The sequence below is a fragment of the Saccharopolyspora indica genome, from assembly GCF_027853965.1.
Classification (GTDB): Bacteria; Actinomycetota; Actinomycetes; order Mycobacteriales; family Pseudonocardiaceae; genus Saccharopolyspora; species Saccharopolyspora indica.
Genome location: NZ_JAQGLB010000002.1, coordinates 695868 through 716597 on the forward strand (window position 1 = coordinate 695868; position 20730 = coordinate 716597).

General features: G+C 70.7%; 16 protein-coding genes. 11 read left to right on the forward strand and 5 right to left on the reverse strand.

Annotated elements, in window-relative coordinates; translation table 11 throughout:
- The first annotated feature begins 253 nt into the window (after positions 1-253).
- The 3 genes from OU416_RS07235 (at position 254) to OU416_RS07245 (ending at position 2062) form a co-directional block, all read left to right on the forward strand.
- Positions 254-1198 (forward strand): ABC transporter ATP-binding protein, encoded by a 945-nt coding sequence (locus OU416_RS07235; RefSeq protein ID WP_270926027.1) that lies wholly within the window; start codon positions 254-256, stop codon positions 1196-1198.
- Positions 1192-1836, forward strand: a complete 645-nt coding sequence (locus OU416_RS07240) for an ABC transporter ATP-binding protein (RefSeq protein ID WP_270926028.1) — start codon at positions 1192-1194, stop codon at positions 1834-1836. Before OU416_RS07235 ends, OU416_RS07240 begins: the two co-directional genes overlap by 7 nt.
- A gap of 67 nt (positions 1837-1903) precedes the next feature.
- Positions 1904-2062: a hypothetical protein gene (locus OU416_RS07245; protein WP_270926029.1), complete on the forward strand. Its 159-nt coding sequence runs from the start codon at positions 1904-1906 to the stop codon at positions 2060-2062.
- Between the two features lie 348 nt (positions 2063-2410).
- On the opposite strand, the gene OU416_RS07250 is transcribed toward OU416_RS07245, so the two are convergent.
- Positions 2411-3697, reverse strand: a complete 1287-nt coding sequence (locus OU416_RS07250) for a hemolysin family protein (protein ID WP_270926030.1) — start codon at positions 3695-3697, stop codon at positions 2411-2413.
- Positions 3698-3946: 249 nt separating this feature from the next.
- Here OU416_RS07250 and OU416_RS07255 point away from each other — a divergent pair, with 249 nt between their 5' ends.
- Positions 3947-4336 (forward strand): glyoxalase superfamily protein, encoded by a 390-nt coding sequence (locus OU416_RS07255; protein ID WP_270926031.1) that lies wholly within the window; start codon positions 3947-3949, stop codon positions 4334-4336.
- Between the two features lie 4 nt (positions 4337-4340).
- Here the strand turns inward: OU416_RS07255 and OU416_RS07260 are convergent, their stop codons facing one another.
- Both OU416_RS07260 and OU416_RS07265 read right to left on the reverse strand, forming a co-directional pair.
- Entirely contained in the window at positions 4341-5024 is a 684-nt protein-coding gene (locus OU416_RS07260) for a YqeB family protein (RefSeq protein WP_270926032.1), read from the reverse strand.
- 205 nt (positions 5025-5229) lie between these two features.
- Positions 5230-6492 carry a M14 family metallopeptidase gene (locus OU416_RS07265; RefSeq protein WP_270926033.1) on the reverse strand — a complete coding sequence of 421 codons (1263 nt, stop codon included), beginning with the start codon at positions 6490-6492 and terminating at the stop codon, positions 5230-5232.
- A gap of 204 nt (positions 6493-6696) precedes the next feature.
- On the opposite strand from OU416_RS07265, the gene hisD reads away from it, so the two are divergent.
- The 6 genes from hisD (at position 6697) to OU416_RS07295 (ending at position 16957) form a co-directional block, all read left to right on the forward strand.
- Positions 6697-8007, forward strand: a complete 1311-nt coding sequence (hisD, locus tag OU416_RS07270) for a histidinol dehydrogenase (RefSeq protein WP_270926034.1) — start codon at positions 6697-6699, stop codon at positions 8005-8007.
- 204 nt (positions 8008-8211) lie between these two features.
- Positions 8212-9330, forward strand: a complete 1119-nt coding sequence (locus OU416_RS07275) for a histidinol-phosphate transaminase (protein WP_270926035.1) — start codon at positions 8212-8214, stop codon at positions 9328-9330.
- On the forward strand, positions 9327-9944 hold the full coding sequence (gene hisB, locus OU416_RS07280) for an imidazoleglycerol-phosphate dehydratase HisB (protein ID WP_270926036.1): 618 nt from the start codon (positions 9327-9329) through the stop codon (positions 9942-9944). Before OU416_RS07275 ends, hisB begins: the two co-directional genes overlap by 4 nt.
- Before the next feature lie 177 nt (positions 9945-10121).
- Positions 10122-14567: an nSTAND1 domain-containing NTPase gene (locus tag OU416_RS07285; RefSeq protein ID WP_270926037.1), complete on the forward strand. Its 4446-nt coding sequence runs from the start codon at positions 10122-10124 to the stop codon at positions 14565-14567.
- A 118-nt stretch (positions 14568-14685) separates the two neighbouring features.
- Entirely contained in the window at positions 14686-16767 is a 2082-nt protein-coding gene (locus OU416_RS07290) for a phosphocholine-specific phospholipase C (RefSeq protein ID WP_270926038.1), read from the forward strand.
- A gap of 31 nt (positions 16768-16798) precedes the next feature.
- Positions 16799-16957: a hypothetical protein gene (locus tag OU416_RS07295; protein ID WP_270926039.1), complete on the forward strand. Its 159-nt coding sequence runs from the start codon at positions 16799-16801 to the stop codon at positions 16955-16957.
- 171 nt (positions 16958-17128) lie between these two features.
- On the opposite strand, the gene OU416_RS07300 is transcribed toward OU416_RS07295, so the two are convergent.
- Both OU416_RS07300 and OU416_RS07305 read right to left on the reverse strand, forming a co-directional pair.
- Entirely contained in the window at positions 17129-18481 is a 1353-nt protein-coding gene (locus OU416_RS07300; RefSeq protein ID WP_270926040.1) for a cation:dicarboxylate symporter family transporter, read from the reverse strand.
- Between the two features lie 125 nt (positions 18482-18606).
- Positions 18607-19194, reverse strand: coding sequence for a TetR/AcrR family transcriptional regulator (locus OU416_RS07305; protein ID WP_270926041.1), 588 nt, complete (start codon positions 19192-19194; stop codon positions 18607-18609).
- 116 nt (positions 19195-19310) lie between these two features.
- Between OU416_RS07305 and OU416_RS07310 the strand changes: the two genes are divergently transcribed.
- Positions 19311-20615 carry an FAD-dependent oxidoreductase gene (locus OU416_RS07310; RefSeq protein ID WP_372907154.1) on the forward strand — a complete coding sequence of 435 codons (1305 nt, stop codon included), beginning with the start codon at positions 19311-19313 and terminating at the stop codon, positions 20613-20615.
- Positions 20616-20730: the final 115 nt, after the last annotated feature.

The window sequence follows — 20730 nt, forward strand, 5'->3', positions numbered from 1 at the left end:
AGAATCCCCGGAGCGCACGGTGCCCGCACCGTGCGCCGACGACGGCCCTCCGTGCCCGGCGGCGCCTCCCCGCGTCAGGCCTGCGCGATTTCAATGGAAGTCGCACGACCAGTCGGTGCGTCGGGCACCCGACACGCCGACGGCGCGTCGGGATCCACGCGATTTCAGTGGAAATCAGACGTCCGGTTTCCACTGAAATCGCGCACACCGCATCGAAGGGCTGGGGAACGGGCACGAGTTCGGAGGTCGTCGGATGGGTGAGCCTCTCCTCGAACTGGAGCGGTTGTCCGTGCGGTTCCTGCTCGGGCGCCAGGCCGAGGTGCGCGCGGTGACCGACGCGACGCTGCAGCTGCGGCCCGGCCGGGTGCTGGCGCTGGTCGGCGAGTCCGGCTGCGGCAAGTCCGTGCTGGCCTCGGCGCTGCTCGGGCTGCTGCCCGGCAACGCCGAGGTGCGCGGGAAGGCGTTGCTGCGCGGCGGGACCGAGCTGCTGTCCGCGCCCGAGCAGGTGCTGGCCGGGCAGGTCCGCGGGCGGGTGATCGGGTTGGTGCCGCAGTCGGCGGGCACCCACCTGACCCCGGTGCGCACCGCGCGCAGCCAGCTCGTCGAGACCATCCGGGCCCTCGACGGGCCTGCCGATGCCGATGCGCTCGCCGAACGCGTCGGCCTCGACCCCGCCGCCCTCGACCGGTACCCGCACGAGCTGTCCGGCGGCATGGCCCAGCGGGTCGCGCTCGCGCTGGCGCTGGCCGGGAATCCGCAGATCGTGCTGGCCGACGAGCCGACCACCGGCCTCGACCGGCCGCTGGTGCACCGCACCGTGGACCTGCTCGCCGAAACCGCCACCGAGGACCGCGCGGTGCTGATGATCACCCACGACCTGGCGGCGGCCCGGCGGGTCGCCACCGACATCGCGGTGATGTACGCCAGCCGCGTCGTGGAGGCCGGGCCGGCCGCCGAAGTGCTGGCCGAGCCCTGGCACCCCTACACCGCGGGGCTGCTCGCCGCACTGCCCGACGGCGGGTTCCGGCCGATCCCCGGCCACCCGCCCGCCCTGACCGAACTGGACCGCATCGAACGGGAATGGGGTTGCGTGTTCTGCCAACGTTGCCCGGACGTGCCCGGTTTCCCGCCGTGCACGGGTGATCCGGAGCTGATCGACCACGGCGGCCGCTGGGTCGCCGCGCACCCGCCGTGCTGAGCGCGACCGGGATCGTCGCCGGATACCGGCGCGGCGAACCGGTGCTCGACGGCGTCGACCTGGAGCTGCCCGCCGACGTGGTGGTCGGCCTGGCCGGTCCCAGCGGCTGCGGCAAGTCGACCCTGGCCAGGGTGCTCGGCCTGCTGCACGAGCCGTGGGCCGGGCAGGTCTCGCTCGACGGCGAGCCCGTCGGCGGCTTCCGGCACGCCACCCCGAAGGCGCAGCGCGCCGCCATCGGCATCGTCTTCCAGCACCCGCGGCCCGCCGTGGACCCGCGGTTCACGCTGCGCGAGATCGTCGCCGAGCCGCTGCGGGCCACCGGGACGACCGGCGACGTGGACGAGCTGGCCGAGGAGGTCGGGCTCACCGCGGAGCTGCTCTCGCGGCGCCCGCACGAGGTCAGCGACGGCCAGCTGCAGCGGGCGTGCCTGGCCCGCGCGCTGGCGCTGCGGCCCCGGTACCTGATCTGCGACGAGATGACCGCCATGCTCGACGCCTCCACCACGGCGGCGTTGGTGCAGGTCGTGGACCGGCAGGTGAAGGAGCGCGGAACCGGGGTGCTGGCGATCAGCCACGACGAGGACCTGCTCGCCCACTGGGCGGAGCACGTGGTGCGCCTGAGCGGCCAGGCGGTATGACAAGGTGGAGCCGTGCGCGGTTGCGGGGAACCGCTCGGCAAGTGACGACGGACCCGAGGAGTCGACGGTGAGCGACGGCGAAGGCACCACCTTCATGCAGTGGCGGGAGCGGGCCCAGAGCGAGGTGCGCGACGACCGCCCGAAGATGCGCGCGGTCATGATCACCGCAGCGGTCGTGGTGGTCATCGGGATCGTGGTGGGAGCCCTGTTCCTGCTGCTGTCCTGACCCGGCGGAAGCTTCCGGCCCCTCCGGCCTCGCGGCGGAGGGGCCGTCGCCGTCTTCCGGGGCGATTTCGGGCTCTTGCGAGGTGTTCGTGGGTGCGGCGCTTGGTGGTCGGCGGTGATAGCGGGGCTGGGTCGGGGTGGTGGCCGGGTTGGGTTCAAAGCGGTAGGTGGTCGCCTCGTGGGGGTAGCGATTTCGCCTGAAATTGGCCGCGTTGTCGACGAATCCTGCGGTGCCGAGGCCGCCAATTTCAAGCGAAGTCGACGAAGCCCGGCACTGCTGTCACGGCCGTAGCAGGGCTCCAAGCCCGTTCCACGACCTTCAGCGCGGTGCCGAGCGGTCGTGCCGTTCTCAGGGCTGCTCGTCGAGGTCGGCGACCAGGAGGCGGGACACCCGGTGGCCGTCCATCGCCCGGACGGTGAAGCGGTGGCCGAGCGCGGTCAGCGAATCGCCTTCCGCCGGAACCCGGCCGAGGCGGCTGACCACGAATCCCGCCACCGTGTCGAACGGCCCGTCCGGCAGCGCGATGCCGGTCTGCTGCTCGAAGTCGCTGCGGTGCAGCAACCCGTCGACCTCCAGGCTGCCGTCGCTCTTGGCCCGCACCGGCGCCGCGCTCGGGTCGTACTCGTCCCAGATCTCGCCGACGACCTCCTCCACCAGGTCCTCGACGGTCACGATGCCCGCCGTCCCGCCGTACTCGTCGACCACCACCGCCAGGTGCCCGCCCCGGCGCCGCATCTGCGAGAGCGCGGCCAGCACCGGTTTGCTCGCGGGCAGCGCGGTCACCGGCCGGGTCAGCTCGCCGATGGTGCGCACGTCCTCGCGGTGCGCCCTGGTCAGCAGATCGCGGACGTGGATGAAGCCCACGACGTCGTCGGCGGTGTCGCGGATGACCGGGTACCGGGAGTGCGGTTTGCCCGCCACCTCCTCGATCGCGTCGGCCACCGTCGTGGACAGGTGCAGGAAGTCGACCTCGGTGCGCGGCACCATCACCTCGCCGAGCACCCGGTCGGTGGCCCGGAACGCGTCGCTGAGCAACCGGCGCTCCTCGACGGTCAGCTGCTCGCTGGTGCGCACCATGTCGCGCAGCTCCTCCTCGCTGACCGGCTCCTCGTTCGCGCGGGGATCGATGCCCAGCAACCGCACCACCGCGTTGGTCGACTTCGACAGCAGCCAGATCACCGGCCGCGACAGGCTCGCCAGCCGGTCCAGCACGCCGGCGGTGACCAGCGAGACCGCCTCGGACTTCTGCAGCGCGAGGCGCTTGGGCACCAGCTCGCCGAGCACCAGCGACAGGTACGACACGAACAGCGTCACCACGATCAGCGCCAGCGAGGCGGCCAGCCCGATCGGCAGCCCCCAGCCCTGCAGCACCGGTTCCAGCCGCACCGCGATGGTCGCGCCGCCGTAGCTGGAGGCGAAGAACCCGGCGAAGGTGACGCCGATCTGGACCGCGGAGAGGAACCGGTTGGAGTCCGACCGCAGCTTCGCCACGCGGGCGCCGCGCCGGTCCTGCTCGGCGAGCCTGCGCACCTGGCTGTCGCGCAACGACACCAGAGCGATCTCGGCCGCGGCGAAGTACCCGCCGAACAGCACGAACAGCAGCACCAGCGCGAGGTTCCAGACAACACCGTCCACCTCTCGATTCTCACACCAGGAGCAGGCCGGTACTGCGGCGCGACGCGCCCGCCGCGCTCGTGGATGATGTGCCGTGACCACGCGGAGAGGGACACGTGCCATGACCCCCTTGCATCGAGTCCTGCTCGACCGCACCTCAGGGGACCGTGACGCAACCCAGCCACAAGAACCCGCAAAACGCGAGATCGACTACGAACGCAACCACCACTGAAAATCCCGGAGAGGCGGGACAGAGAGGCGGAACAGGGCATGGGCATCCAGGGCATCAGCAAGGCCGTCGTCCCGGTGCGCGACCAGGAGCGTGCGAAGAAGTTCTGGACGGAGACGGTCGGTTTCGAGCTCACCACCGACGCCGCCTACGACGACCAGGGCGCCCGCTGGGTGGAGGTGACCGCGCCCAACGGCAGCTCCGTGCTGATCCTGAGCGCGAGCGAGTCCGACCAGGCGCTCTTCCGGGACCACGGCGACGGTGTCCCGACCGCCACCTTCTTCCTCTACGCCGACGACGTGCAGCGCACCTACGAGGAGCTGTCGGCCAAGGGCGTGGAGTTCCCGGAGCCGCCGGTGCAGCAGCCGTGGGGCTGGTGGTCGACCTTCCTGGACAGCGAGGGCAACCGCTTCACCCTCCAGCAGGCGTGAGCGGCTAGGACGACGCGACCGCTCGCCAGTACTGGCGGTGCTTCGAGTCGCGCACCACGATGCCGCGCTCGGCGAGTTCCGCGCGCAGCAGCGCGGCTTCCTTGCGGTCGCGCTTGCGCAGTGCGCGCTCCCGGTCGGCCAGCAGAGCGTTGATCCGCAGCGGCAGCTCGGAGGTGTCGTCCTCCCACAGCCGGTACTCGTGCGGATCTCCGTCGCGCCACGGGTAGCCGTGCTCGGCGAAGGCCTTCCGCAGCTCCTTGCGGTCCAGTTCGGACCGCCTGCGGACGAGTTCGGCGCCCGCGGCGTCCAGCACCACGAAGTCCTTGCCGTCGACGAAGACCGCGTCGACCTCGGCGCGGTCGAGGTGCTGCTCGGTGTCCCCGATCCCCAGCGTGATCCGCTCCGGGGCGACGGTCACGGTCAGCCGTTCCTTCGCGAACAGCCCGGCGAACCCGAAGCCGATGAACGCGCCGATCGCGATCGCACCGATGGTGCCCCACGGATCGGCCACCGAAGCGGCCAGCTCGAACACGCCCTGGAACGGCGCCCACGACAACCCGGCGACCCACCCCGAGGCCAGCCGGAGCAGGAGCAGCAGCAGCGCGCCGACGAGCGGGCAGATCACCCACGTCCCGCGACGCAGGAGCGCGTGCTCGGCCACGGTGGTCGGAGCAGGTTCGGCAGCCATGCCGCCATTATCACCACCCGGCGGAGTGCCCCAGCGCCACCACTACGACCGTTCAGCCTGGTGAGCTCCCGTGAGTACTTTGGGGGGCTATAGCACCACAAAGCACTCACGGGCCCTGTGCAGCCAAAACCTTCACCACTACCGAAGCAGAACCGGCCCGGGACACCTCTGGGGGCGTCCCGGGCCGGTGGGGCTCGGCGTCAGGTCAGGCGCCCGCCTCGCGGAGCAGGATGTCCACCGCGGCGTCGTTGCGGGTGGTCTCCTTCTCGATCACCTCGGCCGGCGGGTAGAAGCCGTCCAGGCCGCCGCCGCTGGCCGGGTACATCTCGAAGGTGTAGGCCAGGATCTTGTGCTCGCCCCACATCCAGTCGAGGCTGTCGCCGTCGGTGACGTAGAGGTCGCTGGACTGCTGCGGGGTGTAGCCGTTGGACTGGGCCATCTCCCCGCCGACCCGCGCGAACCGGTCGTACTCCTCCTGCGTCATGCCCTCGGTGACGTCGTCGGAGGTGTGCCCGAACGGCCACAGCACCAGCTCCGAGTAGGTGTGGAAGTCGATCGCGGCCTTGATCTGCTGGGCCCCGCCGACCACCCGGGAGTCGATGAAGTCGCGCATCGCCGCGGTCTCCGGCGCCGACCACGCGGCCGTGCCCCGGTAGTCCTCGGCGTTCGGGTCGTCGCTGGAACCGCCGCAGCAGCCCCACTTGTAACCCCAGTTGCGGTTGAGGTCGGTACCGGTGGTGTCCTGCCGGTTCTTGCGCCAGCCCTGGAACTCGCCGGAGGCGATGTCGTAGGACTTGCCGTCCGGGTTGACGATCGGGATCACCCAGATCTCCCGGCCGTCCACGGCCTCCTTGACCGCCGGGTCGGAGGCGTAGCCGGCGGTGAACCGGTCGGCGATGCGCAGGCACATCTCCGTGGTCAGGTGCTCGCGGGCGTGCTGGTTGCAGTTGAACAGCACCTCGGGCTCGTCCTCGTCCTGCCCGACGTTGTCGCTGATCTTCAGCACCGGGATGTCGCGGCCCTCGACGGACTTGCCGATGCTGGACTTCGCCGCGATGTCGGGGTGCGCGCCGGCGATCCGGTCGAGCTCGGCGACCGTCTCGTCGTAGTTGTGGTAGCCCTCGTAGCCGGGCGGGAAGTCGCCGGGAGCGGCCTGCCCGCGGTTGATCCGCTGCAGCGCCTCGCCGAGCCCGGTGCCCTCGCCGATCGCGAACCCGGCGGCCCGCAGCCGCTGGGCCTGCTCGGGCGTGGCCTCCACGGTGGCCACGCCGTCGCGGACCCCGATGACCTGTGCACCGGTCCGGTTGATCTCGGTGCGGCTGGTGCCGTCGGTGTTCGGGACGGTGTAGATCGCCGGGTCCTGCGCGGCGGACGTCGGCTCCGCGGACACGCTGGCCGAGAACGGGGCCAGCAGGACCAGGCAAGCGGCGGCCGCCACGGTCACTGCCCTGCGCCGTGAGCTGAACATCGGGTCTCCGATCGATCACTGGTGGTGACGTGGAGAGGTTGTAGGAGTGCACCGATGTTGGCAAGCCACTGGCGAACAATGGTCGCCCGTCAACATCTATCCCAGATGGTGGGCCGGTGTGACCGCCGTCCGGGCGCGGGGACAGCCACCGGTGGCGGCGATTACCCTGGTCGGTGCAACCTCGAAGCCCCGGGAAGGACGCTCATGCTCACCCGTACCGACCTGCGCGGTCGCGTTCCGTCCACCGTCGAGCTGCGCGCCACGCTGCCGCGCGCCGAGATGGACGTGGAGCACGTGCTGCATCGGGTCCGGCCGCTGGTCGAGGAGATCCGCGAGCGGGGTGTGCCCGCCGTCCTGGAATTCACCGAGAAGTTCGACGGAGTTCGACCGGAACGGGTGAGGGTCGGCGCGGCGGAGCTGCGCCGCGCGCTCGACGAGCTCGACCCGGAGGTGCGCGCCGCGCTGGAGGAGTCGATCAGCCGCGCCCGCAAGGTGCACGCCGACCAGCGGCGCACCGACACCACCACGCAGGTCGTGCCCGGCGGCACCGTGACCGAGCGGTGGGTGCCGGTCGCCCGCGTCGGCCTGTACGCGCCGGGCGGGCTCGCGGTGTACCCGTCCAGCGTGGTGATGAACGTGGTCCCGGCGCAGGCGGCCGGGGTGGAGTCGCTGGTGGTGTGCAGCCCGCCGCAGGCGGAGTTCGGCGGCCTGCCGCACCCGACGATCCTCGCCGCCGCGCAGCTGCTCGGCGTCGAGGAGGTCTGGGCGGTCGGCGGCGCGCAGGCGGTGGCGCTGCTGGCCTTCGGCGGCCAGGACACCGATGGCGCGGAGCTGGCGCCGGTGGACATGGTGACCGGGCCGGGCAACGTCTACGTGACGGCGGCCAAGCGGCACCTGCGCAGCGTGATCGGCATCGACTCGGAGGCCGGGCCGACCGAGATCGCGGTGCTGGCCGACGGCACGGCCGACCCGGCGCACGTGGCGGCGGACCTGATCAGCCAGGCCGAGCACGACCCGCTGGCGGCCAGCGTGCTGGTGACCTCCTCGCCGGAGCTGGCCGACGCGGTCGACGCCGAGCTGGAGCGCCAGGTGGCGCGGACCAAGCACGTCGAGCGGATCCGCACCTCGCTGGGCGGCGAGCAATCCGGCTGCATCCTGGTGTCCACTGTGGAGGACGGGCTGCGGGTGGTGGACGCCTACGCCGCCGAGCACCTGGAGATCCAGACGGCGGACGCCGACGCGGTGGCCGCGCGGGTGCGCAACGCGGGCGCGATCTTCGTCGGCCCGTACGCACCGGTGTCGCTCGGCGACTACTGCGCGGGCTCCAACCACGTCCTGCCCACCGGCGGCTGCGCACGTCACTCGTCGGGGCTGAGCGTGCAGAGCTTCCTGCGCGGCATCCACGTGATCTCCTACAGCGAGCAGGCCCTCCGCGACGTCGCCGACAAGGTGGTCGCGCTGGCCAACGCAGAGGATCTGCCCGCCCACGGCCAGGCGATCACCGCCCGCTTTTAAAGAGGGGATGGACTCACCTTGCTTAGCGGTGCAGGTAGCGGAACCTCAGACGCCGTCTGGACTCCGGGAGCCCGTTCTTATGTATGTCCGATACACGGCGAACGGGCTGTCCTCGCCAGACGACGTCTGAGAACCCGCGGCGGTGCGAGCTGCGAGGGTGGGTCAAGCGGCTGCGCCGCTTCAAAGACGAACGAAGGTTGAAACATGAGTGACGTGCTGGGCGCTGAAACGGCGCTGGCCGACCTGCCGCTGCGGGAGGACCTGCGCGGCCGCAGCCCCTACGGCGCACCGCAGCTGGACGTGTCGGTCCGGCTCAACACCAACGAGAACCCCTACCCGCCGCCGCCGGAGCTGGTCGACGACGTGACCGCGGCGGTCCGCGAAGCCGCCGCCGAGCTGCACCGCTACCCCGACCGCGACGCCAAGGCGCTGCGCACCGACCTGGCCGCCTACCTGGCCGGGGCGACCGGGGTGCCGCTGGCGATGGAGAACGTGTGGGCCGCCAACGGCTCCAACGAGGTGCTGCAGCAGATCCTGCAGGCCTTCGGCGGACCGGGCCGCACCGCGCTCGGCTTCGAACCGTCGTACTCGATGCACCCGATCCTGTCCGCGGGCACCCGCACCGACTGGGTGCCCGCCCCGCGGCGCGCCGACTTCAGCCTGGACGGCGTGGAAGCGGCCCGGATCGTCGCCGAGAAGCAGCCGAGCGTGGTCTTCGTGACCAGCCCGAACAACCCCACCGGCCAGTCGGTGTCGCAGGACGACCTGCGCGCGATCCTCGACGCCGCGCCCGGCGTGGTGGTGGTCGACGAGGCCTACGCCGAGTTCTCCGCCCGCCCCAGCGCGATCGAGCTGATCGAGCAGTACCCGGCGAAGGTGATCGTCAGCCGCACCATGAGCAAGGCGTTCGCCTTCGCCGGCGGCCGCCTCGGCTACCTCGCCGCCGCGCCCGCGGTGATCGAGGCCCTGCTGCTGGTGCGCCTGCCGTACCACCTGTCGGCGGTCACGCAGGCGGCCGCGCGCGCCGCGCTGCGCCACGCCGACGCGACGCTCGGTTCGGTGCGCGCGCTCATCGACGAGCGGGAGCGGGTGGTCGGCGAGCTGGCCGCGATGGGCTTCTCGCCGGTGCCCAGCGACGCCAACTTCGTCCTCTTCGGACGGTTCGCGGACGCGCACCGCGCCTGGCAGCGCTTCCTGGATTCCGACGTGCTGATCCGCGACGTCGGCATCCCCGGCCACCTGCGGGTCACCATCGGCACGCCGGAGGAGAACGACGCCTTCCTGGCGGCCGGCAAGGCAGTGAGCGAGGAGATCGAGCAGTGACATTCCAGCCGGGAACCCGAGTGGGCCGGGTCGAGCGCAGCACCAGGGAGTCCTCGGTGCTGGTGGAGCTCGACCTGGACGGCACCGGGCAGGTCGACATCGACACCACGGTCCCGTTCTACGACCACATGCTCACCGCCCTGGGCACGCACGCGGCCTTCGACCTGAAGGTGAAGTCGACCGGTGACGTGCACATCGACGCGCACCACACGGTGGAGGACACCGCGATCGTGCTCGGCCAGGCCCTGCGCCAGGCCCTGGGCGACAAGAAGGGCATCCGCCGCTTCGGCGACGCCTGGATCCCGATGGACGAAACCCTCGCGCACGCGGCGGTGGACGTCTCGGGCCGCTCGTACTGCGTCCTGACGGGAGAACCGGAGCAGTACAACAGCTTCACGATCGGCGGGAACTACCCGTTCGTCCTCAACCGCCACGTCTTCGAGTCCCTGGCCTTCCACGCCCAGATCAACCTGCACGTCCGCGTGATCCACGGCCGGGACCCCCACCACATCGCGGAAGCCCAGTACAAGGCGATCGCCCGAGCCCTCCGAGCAGCGGTCGAACCAGACCCCCGCTTCGTCGGCGTCGTCCCCTCCACCAAGGGCGCCCTGTAACCCCGATCGTGACGAGGTGAAGGGCACCTTTCGCCAAGTAAGTTGGCGAAAGGTGCCCTTCACCTTTCCGGCGGTGCAGCCGCGGCCACCGCGTGCCGGAGTCGTCGAATCGCGTCCCCGGCCCTGCCTCCTTTGGTATGACAGTGCGGTGATCGGCACCGTCGGAGGAGGGCCTTGGTGGCGCGTCAGGAACGTCCGCTTCGCGACTTCGCAGTCCTGCTCTACGGGGCCGGGCTCGGGTTCCTGACGAACCTCGCGACCAACAGCGCCGACGGCTGGGCGCCGCCGTTCACCCTGATCCGCGACCACTCGGAGTTCCTGATCGGCGCGGGGGTGCTGGTGCCCGCGGGCTACTACGCGTGGCGCCAGCGCAAGCTGCGCACCGAGCACGACTGGGACGCCGGGAAGAACCCGTACCCGGGCTTGCAGGCCTTCGACCAGGAGCGCGAGTCGGTGTTCTTCGGCAGGGAAGGAGCCAAGCGCGAGCTGCACGAGCGCCTGGACGTCTCCGGGGGAGCACCGGAGGACCGGTTCCTGCTGGTGGCCGGTCCTTCGGGATCGGGCAAGTCGTCGCTGGTCAACGCCGGGCTGGTGGTCGAGCTGCGGAAGCGGAGGTGGAACCTCACCGCCCCGGTCACGTTGAACCGCGACCCGTTCGGTTCGCTGGTGCACGAGCTGCAGGGCGAGCTGCCGAGGTCGGACGCCGACGCGCTGGTCCGGGACCTGCGCGTCGAGGGGCGGCGTGCCCTGGAGCGGTTGCGGCGCACCGACGACCCGCGCTCGGAGCACCCCGAGGTGATCAACGCGGTGTTCCGCGAGCTGGTCGGTGGCAACCGCCCGGCGGCGCTGCTGCTGGACCAGGCCGAAGAACTCGTGACGCAGGTCGACGCCCAGACCCGGCAGGAGTTCATGGCCGTCCTGCACACCGCCCTCGCCGACCACAAGCGCCTGCACGTGGTCGCCACGATGCGGGCGGAGTTCATCGACGCCTTCCTCCCGGAGCCGAGCGGGACGCTGCTGCGCGACGCGTACTTCGTGACCCGCCTGAACCGCGCGGAACTCCGCCAGATCATCACCGGCCCGGCCCGAAAGGCCGGAGTGGAGATCGAGCCCGATGCGGTCGCCGCGATGGTCGACGACGCGACGGAGGCGGGTGCCGACGTCCTGCCGCTGCTGGCCCACCTGCTGCGCAACCTCTACGAGGACTACGCGTCCGATGGCCGGATCACCTTGCAGGAGTACGTGAACTCCGGGCGGGTCGAGCAGGCGATCTCGTCCACCGCGGACAAGGTGCTCGCGCGGTTGTCCCGCCAGCACGACGAGGAGAAGGTCCTGCGGACGCTGCTGCGCTTCGTCTCGTGGGCCTCCCACGCCGAGGACCCGACGCGCAACCGCGTCCGCCGCGACGACCTCGACACCGATGAGAAGCACATCGTCGACGAGTTCCTGGAAGCCCGCCTGCTGGTGGACGACAGCAACGGCCAGCGCGACCTGGCGCACGAAGCGCTGCTGCGGCAATGGGTTCCGCTGCGCACCCGGCTGGAGGAGCAGCGCCCGCTCCTGCGCCAGCGCACGGTCTTCGAGCAGCGCGCCGAAGAATGGGCGCAGGCCGATCGCCGCGCTGATCTGCTGCTCCCCGGGAGCCAGGTGGACGAAGCGGAGAAGCTGGTCAACGCGATCGAGTGCAGCGACCTGCTGCGCGAGTTCACGGCGGCATCGGCCGAGTCCAGGCGGAAGGATCGTCGTGACCGCGCGATCGCGGCTGCTGGCCAGATCGATCAGATCAAGGAGAGCAATCCGGTGCTGGCACTGGCTGCCGCGCGGGAGATCGCCGAGCTCAGCCCCGACGTCGGCACCGCCGCCGTGCTGTGGGCTCGGCTGCGGGACCCGCTGGTGTGGAGCGCGCGCCGCCACGCGGAACGAATCCTCGACGTCCGCTGGGACGACGACGGGCGAATGTGGGTCGTGGACGCCAGCGGCACGGTCATGGTCCACGACATCGCGCAGGAGCAGCCCGTCCTGATCAAGAGGGTGCCAGCTGCGGGGTACGTCGACGAAGCGGTCTGGACGCAGGCCCGCGGACTGGTCTTCAACGATCGCGATTCCCTGAAGCTCTGGGACGTCGAAACCGATGAGGTGCGGGTTCTGGAGCAGCCGGGCTCGTCGCGGCTCGGAGGGCTCGTCGCCGAGAACGGCTGGCTGGCCTATCACACCTCCGACGCGGTCGTGCTCCGAGCGCCCGGTGCGGTGGAGTCGGTTGCGGTGCCGGTGGATCCGGGCGAGGTCGATCTGATCGCGGTGTCGTCCGAAGGGCTGCTCGCCGTCGGCGGCGACGGAGCGGTGCGGGTCTGGGACCCGGGTGCCGCTGAGCTGACCACCGTCCACGAGCACGTGGGGGAGCTGGAGTCGCTCTCGTGGTCGCCATCCGGGCGGCTGGCCAGCTGTCACGCCTTGGCGGTCCGGGTGTGGGATTCCCGGACGGGGCGGACCGACGTGGTCCTGCGCGGTTGGAACCACGCCCTGCTGGGTGCGTCGTGGGCGGACGACGAGCAACTCGTGATCGGCGTGCAGACCGGGCAGTCCGACAGCGTGGTCCAGCTGTGGAACAGCGCTTCGGAGCAGCACCGAACGCTCCGGTACTGCGCGGACGACGTGCGGGGCGTGTTCCCAGCGCCCGACGGGCGCCTGCTGAGCTGCAATCCCGACGGCAACCTGGAACTGGTCCGGGCCGACCTCGGGCACCACACCGAGCGGTGGCAGGAAGCTCCGGTCACCGCTGGCGCCGTGCACGGCTCCTCGATCCTGGCCCTCGGCGCGGACGGGCGGCTGAGGCGGGAAGTCGCCGACCGCTCGGAACAGCTCGGTGAGGAGCTCCACCTGGGTGATGCCGACCTGCTCGCCTGGTCGCCGGGCGGCCTGCTGGCCAGTGCGAGGTGGGACATCTCGGACCACTGCGAGGTGCGAGTGCTGGACCCGCGGTCGGCGGAGGTCTGGACCGCGTTCCGGGGTGTCGGCATGATCAGCGACTTCGCCTGGTCGGTGGACGGGATCCTGGCCGTCGCCACGGGTGAGGTGGTGTGCGCTTGGGACGGTGCGGCCCGCATCGCGATGGAGTTCGTCGCGCGGGTGGTGGCGATCGCGTGGTCGCCGAGCGGCCTGCTCGCCGCAGCATCGAGCAGCGGTGAGCTCAGGGTCTGGGATCCGGTGTCGTCCGCGCAGCGAGTTGTCCAGTCCAAGGAGGCCCGGACCACGGGCGTCCGATCGGTCGCCTGGTCCCCGCACGGGGTGCTGGCGTTCGGGGACGAGGCAGGGGCCGTGCGGACCTGGGATCCCCGGTCCGGCGAGGTGCAGCTGCTGGCCGTGCACACCGGAGAGGTGGAGGTGGTGGCCTGGTCCCCGGACGGGGTGCTGGCCAGCGGTGGAGATCAGACCGTGCGGGTGTACCCGGCAGGGACGGGTGGTGGCCGGGTCGTCGAGCAGCAGGACGAAGCGCTGGCGTCGTTGGCGTGGTCGCCGACGGGCGCCTTGGCCAGCGGGTGGCACGGCGGGGCCGTGCGGCTCTGGGACCCGGAGACCGACGACTCCCGCGTGTTGCACGAGCACCAGATCCAGGCCGCATCGCTGGCCTGGTCCGCGGACGGTCGGCTCGCGAGTTGCCAAGGGACGCTGGTCAGCCCGGCGCTGATCTGGGACCCGGGTGACGAGGAGAGCACTCGCCGGACCGCGGATGCGGTGCGGGGAATCGCGTGGTCGCCGAGTGGTGAGCTGACGACCTTCTACTACGACGACCGGATCAGGTTGTGGGACAGCGATTTCCAGCAGAACCGGGAGATCGTGATGCACGGGGGGCCGGTGGAAGGCGCAGCGATCACCCGCACCGGGCGACTCGCTTCGTTCGGTCTGGACGGCGACATCCGGGTGTGGGACGAGCCGACCGGCGAGTGCAGCCACGTCGTCTCCGTCGGGAACCGCTACGTCCGCGCCCTGGCGTGGGGCCCGCACGACAGGCTGACCCTCTCGTGGAACGACGGCGGGGTCTCGGCCTGGGACCCGGGAACCAGCGAGTTCGCCGAGCTGACCGATCAGATTCCGCCCGTTGACACCATGGCCTGGAACGATCGCGGAGTCCTCGCCACCGGTGGTGACGACTTCGTGGTCCGTCTCTGGGAGCCGGACAGCGGTCGCGTGCGCGAGTTGCGCAAGCACACCGCCGCGGTGCGAGCGCTGCTGTGGCTGGACGACGAGCGGTTGGTCAGCGGAGGCGAGGACGGGCTGCTGGTGTGGGACACCAGCGCTGGCACGGTGCTCACCACCGGCGATGCCGTGCAGATCCAGAAACTGGCGTGGCTGCCGGACGGTCGGCTGGCCAGCGCGGACCGGGAAGGCCGGATCCGGCTGTGGGACTTGGACTCCGGCCACGTCATCACGACGCTTTCCGCGCACGACGGGGACGTCACCGTGCTCGGCTGGCGGGACGACGGCGTGCTGGTGAGCGCTGGCTTGGACCGCGCGGTCCGCACCTGGGGCGTCGACACCGACGTCGAGCGGCTGCTCCGCGAGGCCGACGAGCGTGGCGTGCGGCGGCTGACCGAGCAGGAACGAGCTCGCTTCGGGCTGATCTGACACGGAGCGTGGTGGTCGGAACTCCTCGCGTTACGCCGTTTGGATTACCCGGGTGGTTAACCGTTGCGTCACTACGGGGTCTCCCCACCGTCGGTTTCGTCGATAACGATGGCCCTTTGTGACTGAGGTTTCTCGACGTCGGGTGCTCGCCGGGGCCGCTGGTGCGGTCGGTGGCGCTGCTGCTGCTTCGCTGTTGCCACCTTCGCTGCACCGGGCCATGGCCCAGCCGGTGCTCCAGGGCGGTTTGGACGCGCTTGAGCACGTCATCGTGCTTATGCAGGAGAACCGGTCTTTCGACCACTACTACGGGACGCTGCAGGGCGTTCGCGGGTTCGGCGACCGGCATCCGCTGGAGCAGCCCGACGGCCGTTCGGTGTTCCAGCAGCCCAAGGTCGGTGGCGAGGTGCTGCCGTTCTCGCTGCGGCAGGGCGCCGAGCGGGAGGGGCGGCCGGTTTCCGACATCCAGTACCTCGGCGACCTCGACCACAGCTGGGGCGGCAGCGGCAAGGCGTGGGCTCGCGGCTGGAACAACGACTGGGTGGCGGCGAAGACCGCCGCCACCATGACCTACTACGAGCGGCAGGACATCCCGCTGCAGTACGAGCTGGCGGACACCTTCACGCTCTGCGACGCCTACCACTGCTCGGTGTTCGGCTCCACCAACCCGAACCGCAACTACCTGTTCTCCGGCACCACCGGGTACGAGCCGGGCAGCACCAAGCGCGCGGTCACCAACGCGGCCTACGACTACGACCACGCCGGCTACGAGTGGACCACCTACCCGGAGCGGCTGGAGCAGGCCGGGCTGTCCTGGCAGGTCTACCAGGAGTGGGACAACTTCACCGACAACTCGGTGGAGTACTTCAAGACCTTCAAGGAGATCGGGCGCAAGGTGCTCGGCCCGGTGGACGGGAACTTCCGCACCACCGAGGAGTTCTACACCGCGCTGTTCGACAAGCCGGACGAGGAGCGGAAGCGGCTGCTCAAGCAGCTGGACGCGGGCCGCGCGGCGCTGACCGATGCCGAGCGGAGCCTGTTCGACCGCGCGATGTACCGCAGCGAGCCGGGCACGCTGGTCGAGCGGCTGCGGGCCGACATCGCCGCCGGCCGGTTGCCGCGGGTCGTCTGGCTGGTGCCGTCCTCGACCGACTCCGAGCACCCGGGCAGCTCCACGCCGGTCGGCAGCGCGAACCTGATCTACCAGGTGCTCGATGCCATCGCCGATCCGAAGGTCTGGCCGAAGACCGCGCTGCTGCTCAACTTCGACGAGAACGACGGCTTCTTCGACCACGTGCCGCCGCCGGTGCCGCCGAAGCCGGAGTCGGGGGAGGGCGACGACCACTTCGAGGGGCAGCCGATCGGCCTCGGCCCGCGGGTGCCGATGACCGTGGTCTCGCCGTGGACCATCGGTGGGTTCGTCAACTCCGAGACCTTCGATCACACCTCGGTGCTGCGCCTGCTGGAGCGCTGGACCGGGGTGCAGGAACCGAACATCAGCTCCTGGCGGCGCACCGCGTGCGGCGACCTGACCTCGGTGTTCGACTTCGACAACGCCGCCGAACCCCCGAAGCCCGCCGAACCGGGCCCGGTGCCCGAGCCGATCAAGCGCTGGCATCCGAAACCCCCTGCGGAGCAGGCGCTTCCGGTGCAGGAGCAGGGACGGCGCCCGGCCCGCGCGCTGCCGTACCAGCCGCAGGTCTCGGGCGTGCTGAACGGGGAGGCCGTGACGCTGCGCCTCGGCAACGTCGGCGCCGCCTCGGCGCACTTCGCGATCTACCCGTACACCGGCGAACTCCCCGAACCGTCCCATGTGGACGTCCTCGGCGAGCAGGTGGTGACGGTGCCGATCGGCGACGAGTACCGCCTCGCGGTGCAGGGCCCGAACCGGTTCTGGTTCGAGCTCAGCGGCTCGCGCGAGGGCAAGGCGGCGGGCGTGGACGTCCAGACCCGCCACACCGCCCGCGGCCTGGCGCTGGAACTGCGCAACGACGGTTCGGCGGACATCACCCTCCGGCTGCGCTCGGTCGGCTACGTGGTCCACGAGGAGCAGGTCCGCGTCGCGGCGGGCGGTGCCCAGCCGCTGGAGTGGCCGACGGACCAGGGCTGGTACGACGTGGAGATCACCACGCCCCAGGACAAGACGTTCCGCCGCCGCATCACCGGCCGCTCCGAGAACGGCGCCCCCGGAGTCACCGGCTGACCGGCCAGGACACCCCGGTACGCTGCCGGTCATGGCCGATGTCCTCCCGCTCCTCCTGCTCGCGCTGGCGGGCTTCCTCGTCGGCGGCGTCTACGCGACGTGGAAGACGGCCCGCGGCTTCGCGATCATGCTCGCCGTCGCCGCCGTCATGGCCATCGCAGGCGGCATCGGCTGGATGATCTACGGCTGACCCAGCGCGCCGCGCTCGACCCGCTGACGGTGAAGGGCACCTTTCGCCAACCAAGTTGGTGAAAGGTGCCCTTCACGCTCCCCACGATCGGATCGCGTCGCGCGTCTGAATGCCCGGTGAAGGGCACCTTTAGGCAAGTAAGTTGCTAAAAGGTGCCCTTCACCGGGGTGGTCAGCTCTTGGTGGTTGCGGGTTCTTCGGGCTCGGGGCTGGGGGCGTGGTCGTCGACGAAGGATTGTTCGTTGAAGGGGCTTTCGCCCGCGAAGACCTGCTTCATCTGGTCTCGGTCGATCTCCTTGGTCCAGGAGCCGATGAGGACCGTGGCCACCGCGTTGCCCGCGAAGTTGGTCAGGGCGCGGGCTTCGGACATGAAGCGGTCGATGCCGACGATCAGGCCGACGCCGTCCAGCAGTTCCGGGCGGTGCGACTGCAGGCCGCCGGCCAGCGTCGCCAGGCCCGCGCCGCTGACCCCGGCCGCGCCCTTGGAGGCGACCATCATGAACAGCAGCAGGCCCACCTGCTCGCCCAGCGACAGCGGGTCGCCCAGGGCGCTGGCGATGAACAGCGAGGCCATCGTCAGGTAGATCATGGTGCCGTCGAGGTTGAACGAGTAGCCGGTCGGCACCGTGATGCCCACCACCGGCTTGCTCACGCCGAGGTGCTCCATCTTCGCGATCAGCCGCGGGAGCGCCGCCTCCGACGAGGAGGTGGACACGATCAGCAGGAACTCGCGACCCAGGTAGCGCAGCAGCGAGAAGATGTTGACCCGCGCGAACATCCACAGCATCGGGCCCAGCACCAGGAAGATGAACAGCACGCAGGTCGCGTAGAAGCCGAGCATGATGACGGCCAGGCCCTTGAGCGCTTCCACACCGGTCGCGCCGACCACCGCCGCGATCGCGCCGAACGCGCCGACCGGGGCCGCCCACATCACCATCGCCAGCATCTTGAACACCAGGCGCTGGATGTGCTCGATGCCGCGCAGGATCGGGGCGCCCTTGTCGCCCATCGCCTGCAGCGCGAAACCGGCCAGCAGCGCGACCAACAGCGTCTGCAGCACCTGGCCCTCGGTCAGCGAGGAGACCAGCGTCTTCGGGATGATCCCGAGCAGGAACTCGGTGGTGCTCTGGGCTTCCTTGCCCGCCTGCTCCGCGCCCTGACCGCGGATCTCGTCGCTGATGTGCAGGCCCTCGCCCGGGTGCAGCACGTTGCCGACCGCCAGGCCGATGACCAGGGCCACCACCGACATGATCATGAAGTAGCCGAGGGCGAGGCCGCCGACCTTGCCGACCTTCGCGGCCTGCCGGACGCCGCCCACGCCGAGCACGATGGTGCAGAAGATGACCGGCGAGATCATCATCTTGATCAGTTCGACGAAACCGCTGCCCAGCGGCTTGAGGGCCTTGCCCAGATCGGGGGCCAGGAACCCGACGGCGATACCGGCCAGCACCGCGATGATCACCGCGATGTAGAGGTAGTGCGTCCGGTCCCGGCGACGTGGTGCCGCAGCGTCGTTGCTTGCCACTGTTGCGCTCCTACCTGGGCTGGCCGGGTCACACTAGAGGTCCACTCCGTGGCCCAGGTCACGGTGTGGCCGGGAGAGACTATCTGTGCCCGGCAACACTGTCGTCACGCTTGTGTTCATTGTGTTCACAAATGTTCCCGGCCCCGCAATGCGATCTCGGCGGCCCGCCGGACGACGTCGGACGTGCTGCCGGCAGCGGTCAGGTCGGCGTGCATGGCGGCGTCGATCGCGCCCAGCAGCGCGCCGGTGAGCGCTGCGGCGGTCAGCTCGTCGACCTCGGGGCAGGCGTCGCGGAGGGCGTGCGCGAGCTGCTTCTGCAGCGTCGCGTTGCGCAGCAGCGCGCCCGCGCGCAGGGCCGGGACCTCGGCGATGAGTCGGGCGCGGATGCGGGTCAGCTCGTGGTCGAGCGGGAAGCTCCAGGACTCCGCCGTGCTGAGCCGCTCGATCGCGCGCAGCAGCAGGTCTTCCGGGGTCGCGCTGGTGCGGTCGGCGAAGGCCTGCGGCAGCAGTTCGAGGTAGATCGCGTCGTCGGCGAAGACGACCTCGTCCTTGGTGGCGAAGTAGTTGAAGAACGTCGCAGGCGAGACCTCGGCGGCCGCGGCGATCTCGGCGACCGTGGTGCTGTCGTAGCCCTTGGCGTCGAAAAGCCGGAGCGCGGCGTCGATCAGGGCCTGCTTGGTGCGCCGCTTCTTGCGCTCGCGCAGTCCGGTCATGAGCAGATCCTACAGCGGATACAAAATTAGAGTCGCTCTAATTTTCTGCTAGCGTGGTGCCACGACACCCCTTGTGTCAACCGGAGTCCTGCTCAACCGCACCTCAGGGGACCGTGATGCAACCCAGCCCCAAGAAACCGCCAAACGTGAGATCACCACAGACGCAACCGCCACTGAAAAACCCGGAGAGGCGGGACTGCTGCGTGGTCGGTGGCGGCCCGGCCGGGATGATGCTGGGCCTGCTGCTCGCCCGCGCCGGTGTCGAGGTGACGGTGCTGGAGAAGCACCGCGACTTCCTGCGCGACTTCCGCGGCGACACCGTGCACCCCTCGACGCTGCGGCTGCTCGACGAGCTCGGGCTGGGGGAGCGGTTCGCGCGGCTCCCGGCCGGGCGGCTGGAGCAGATGCGGATCCAGGTCGGCGGGACGACCGTGGTGATGGCCGACTTCCGCTGGCTGCGCGGCCCGCACCGGCACGTCGCGATGGTGCCGCAGTGGGACTTCCTGGACCTGCTGGCCGCGGCCGCCGCCGAAGAGCCCTCCTTCGACCTGCGGATGTGCCGCGAGGTGACCGGGCTGCGCACCGATGCCGGACGCGTCACCGGCGTGCGCTACCTCGGTGCCGACGGCGTGGAGCGCGAACTCGCGGCACCGCTGACCGTGGGCTGCGACGGCCGCGGATCGGTGGTGCGCCGCGCGGCCGGGCTGCGATCGGTCGACTTCGAGGTGCCGATGGACGTCTGGCAGGTGCGGGTGGCCAAGGCGGACGGCGCCACCGACGGCGAGGTGTTCGGGCGCTTCGGCGGCGGGCAGGCCTCGGTGACCATGGACCGCGGCGACTACTACCAGACCGCCTACCTCATCGCGAAGGGCAGCGACGAAGCCCTTCGCGCGCAGGACATCTCGGTCTTCCGGGCGCGGCTGGCCGAGCTGTTCGGCTGGTCGGAGCACCAGCTCGAATCGGTGCGGACCTGGGACGACGTGAAACTCCTGAGAACCGAGATGAACCGGCTGCGGCGCTGGTACGGCGACGGGGTGCTGTGCATCGGCGACGCCGCGCACGTGATGTCCCCGGTCGGCGGCGTAGGCGTCAACATCGCCGTGCAGGATGCCGTTGCCGCGGCGCGGCTCCTGGCCGGGCCGTTGCGCCGCGGCCAAGCGCCCACCAGCGTGCTCGCGAAGATCCAGCGGCGGCGGTCGTTGCCCGTGCGAGTAGCGCAGCAGACGCAGCGCGGCGAGCACGAGATGCTCCTGCGCCCCGCGCTGGACGGCACGCTCGACGAGCACGACCTGCCGCTCCTGCTACGACTCCTGCGGCGCTTCCCGTTCCTGCGCGGCCTGACCGGCTACGTCGGCGGCGTCGGGATCCGCCCGGAACGCGCGCCCGCCTTCGCCCGGCGGAGCCCGGCCCGGGTGCCCTAGTCCGCGTGCTGGCTTCGTTTTCACTGGTCAAAGACCGTGAGTGCTTTGTGGTGCTATAGCCCCCCGAAGTACTCACGGGTCCTCACCTGCGGAAACGGGGCGCGGGCCGGAGAAA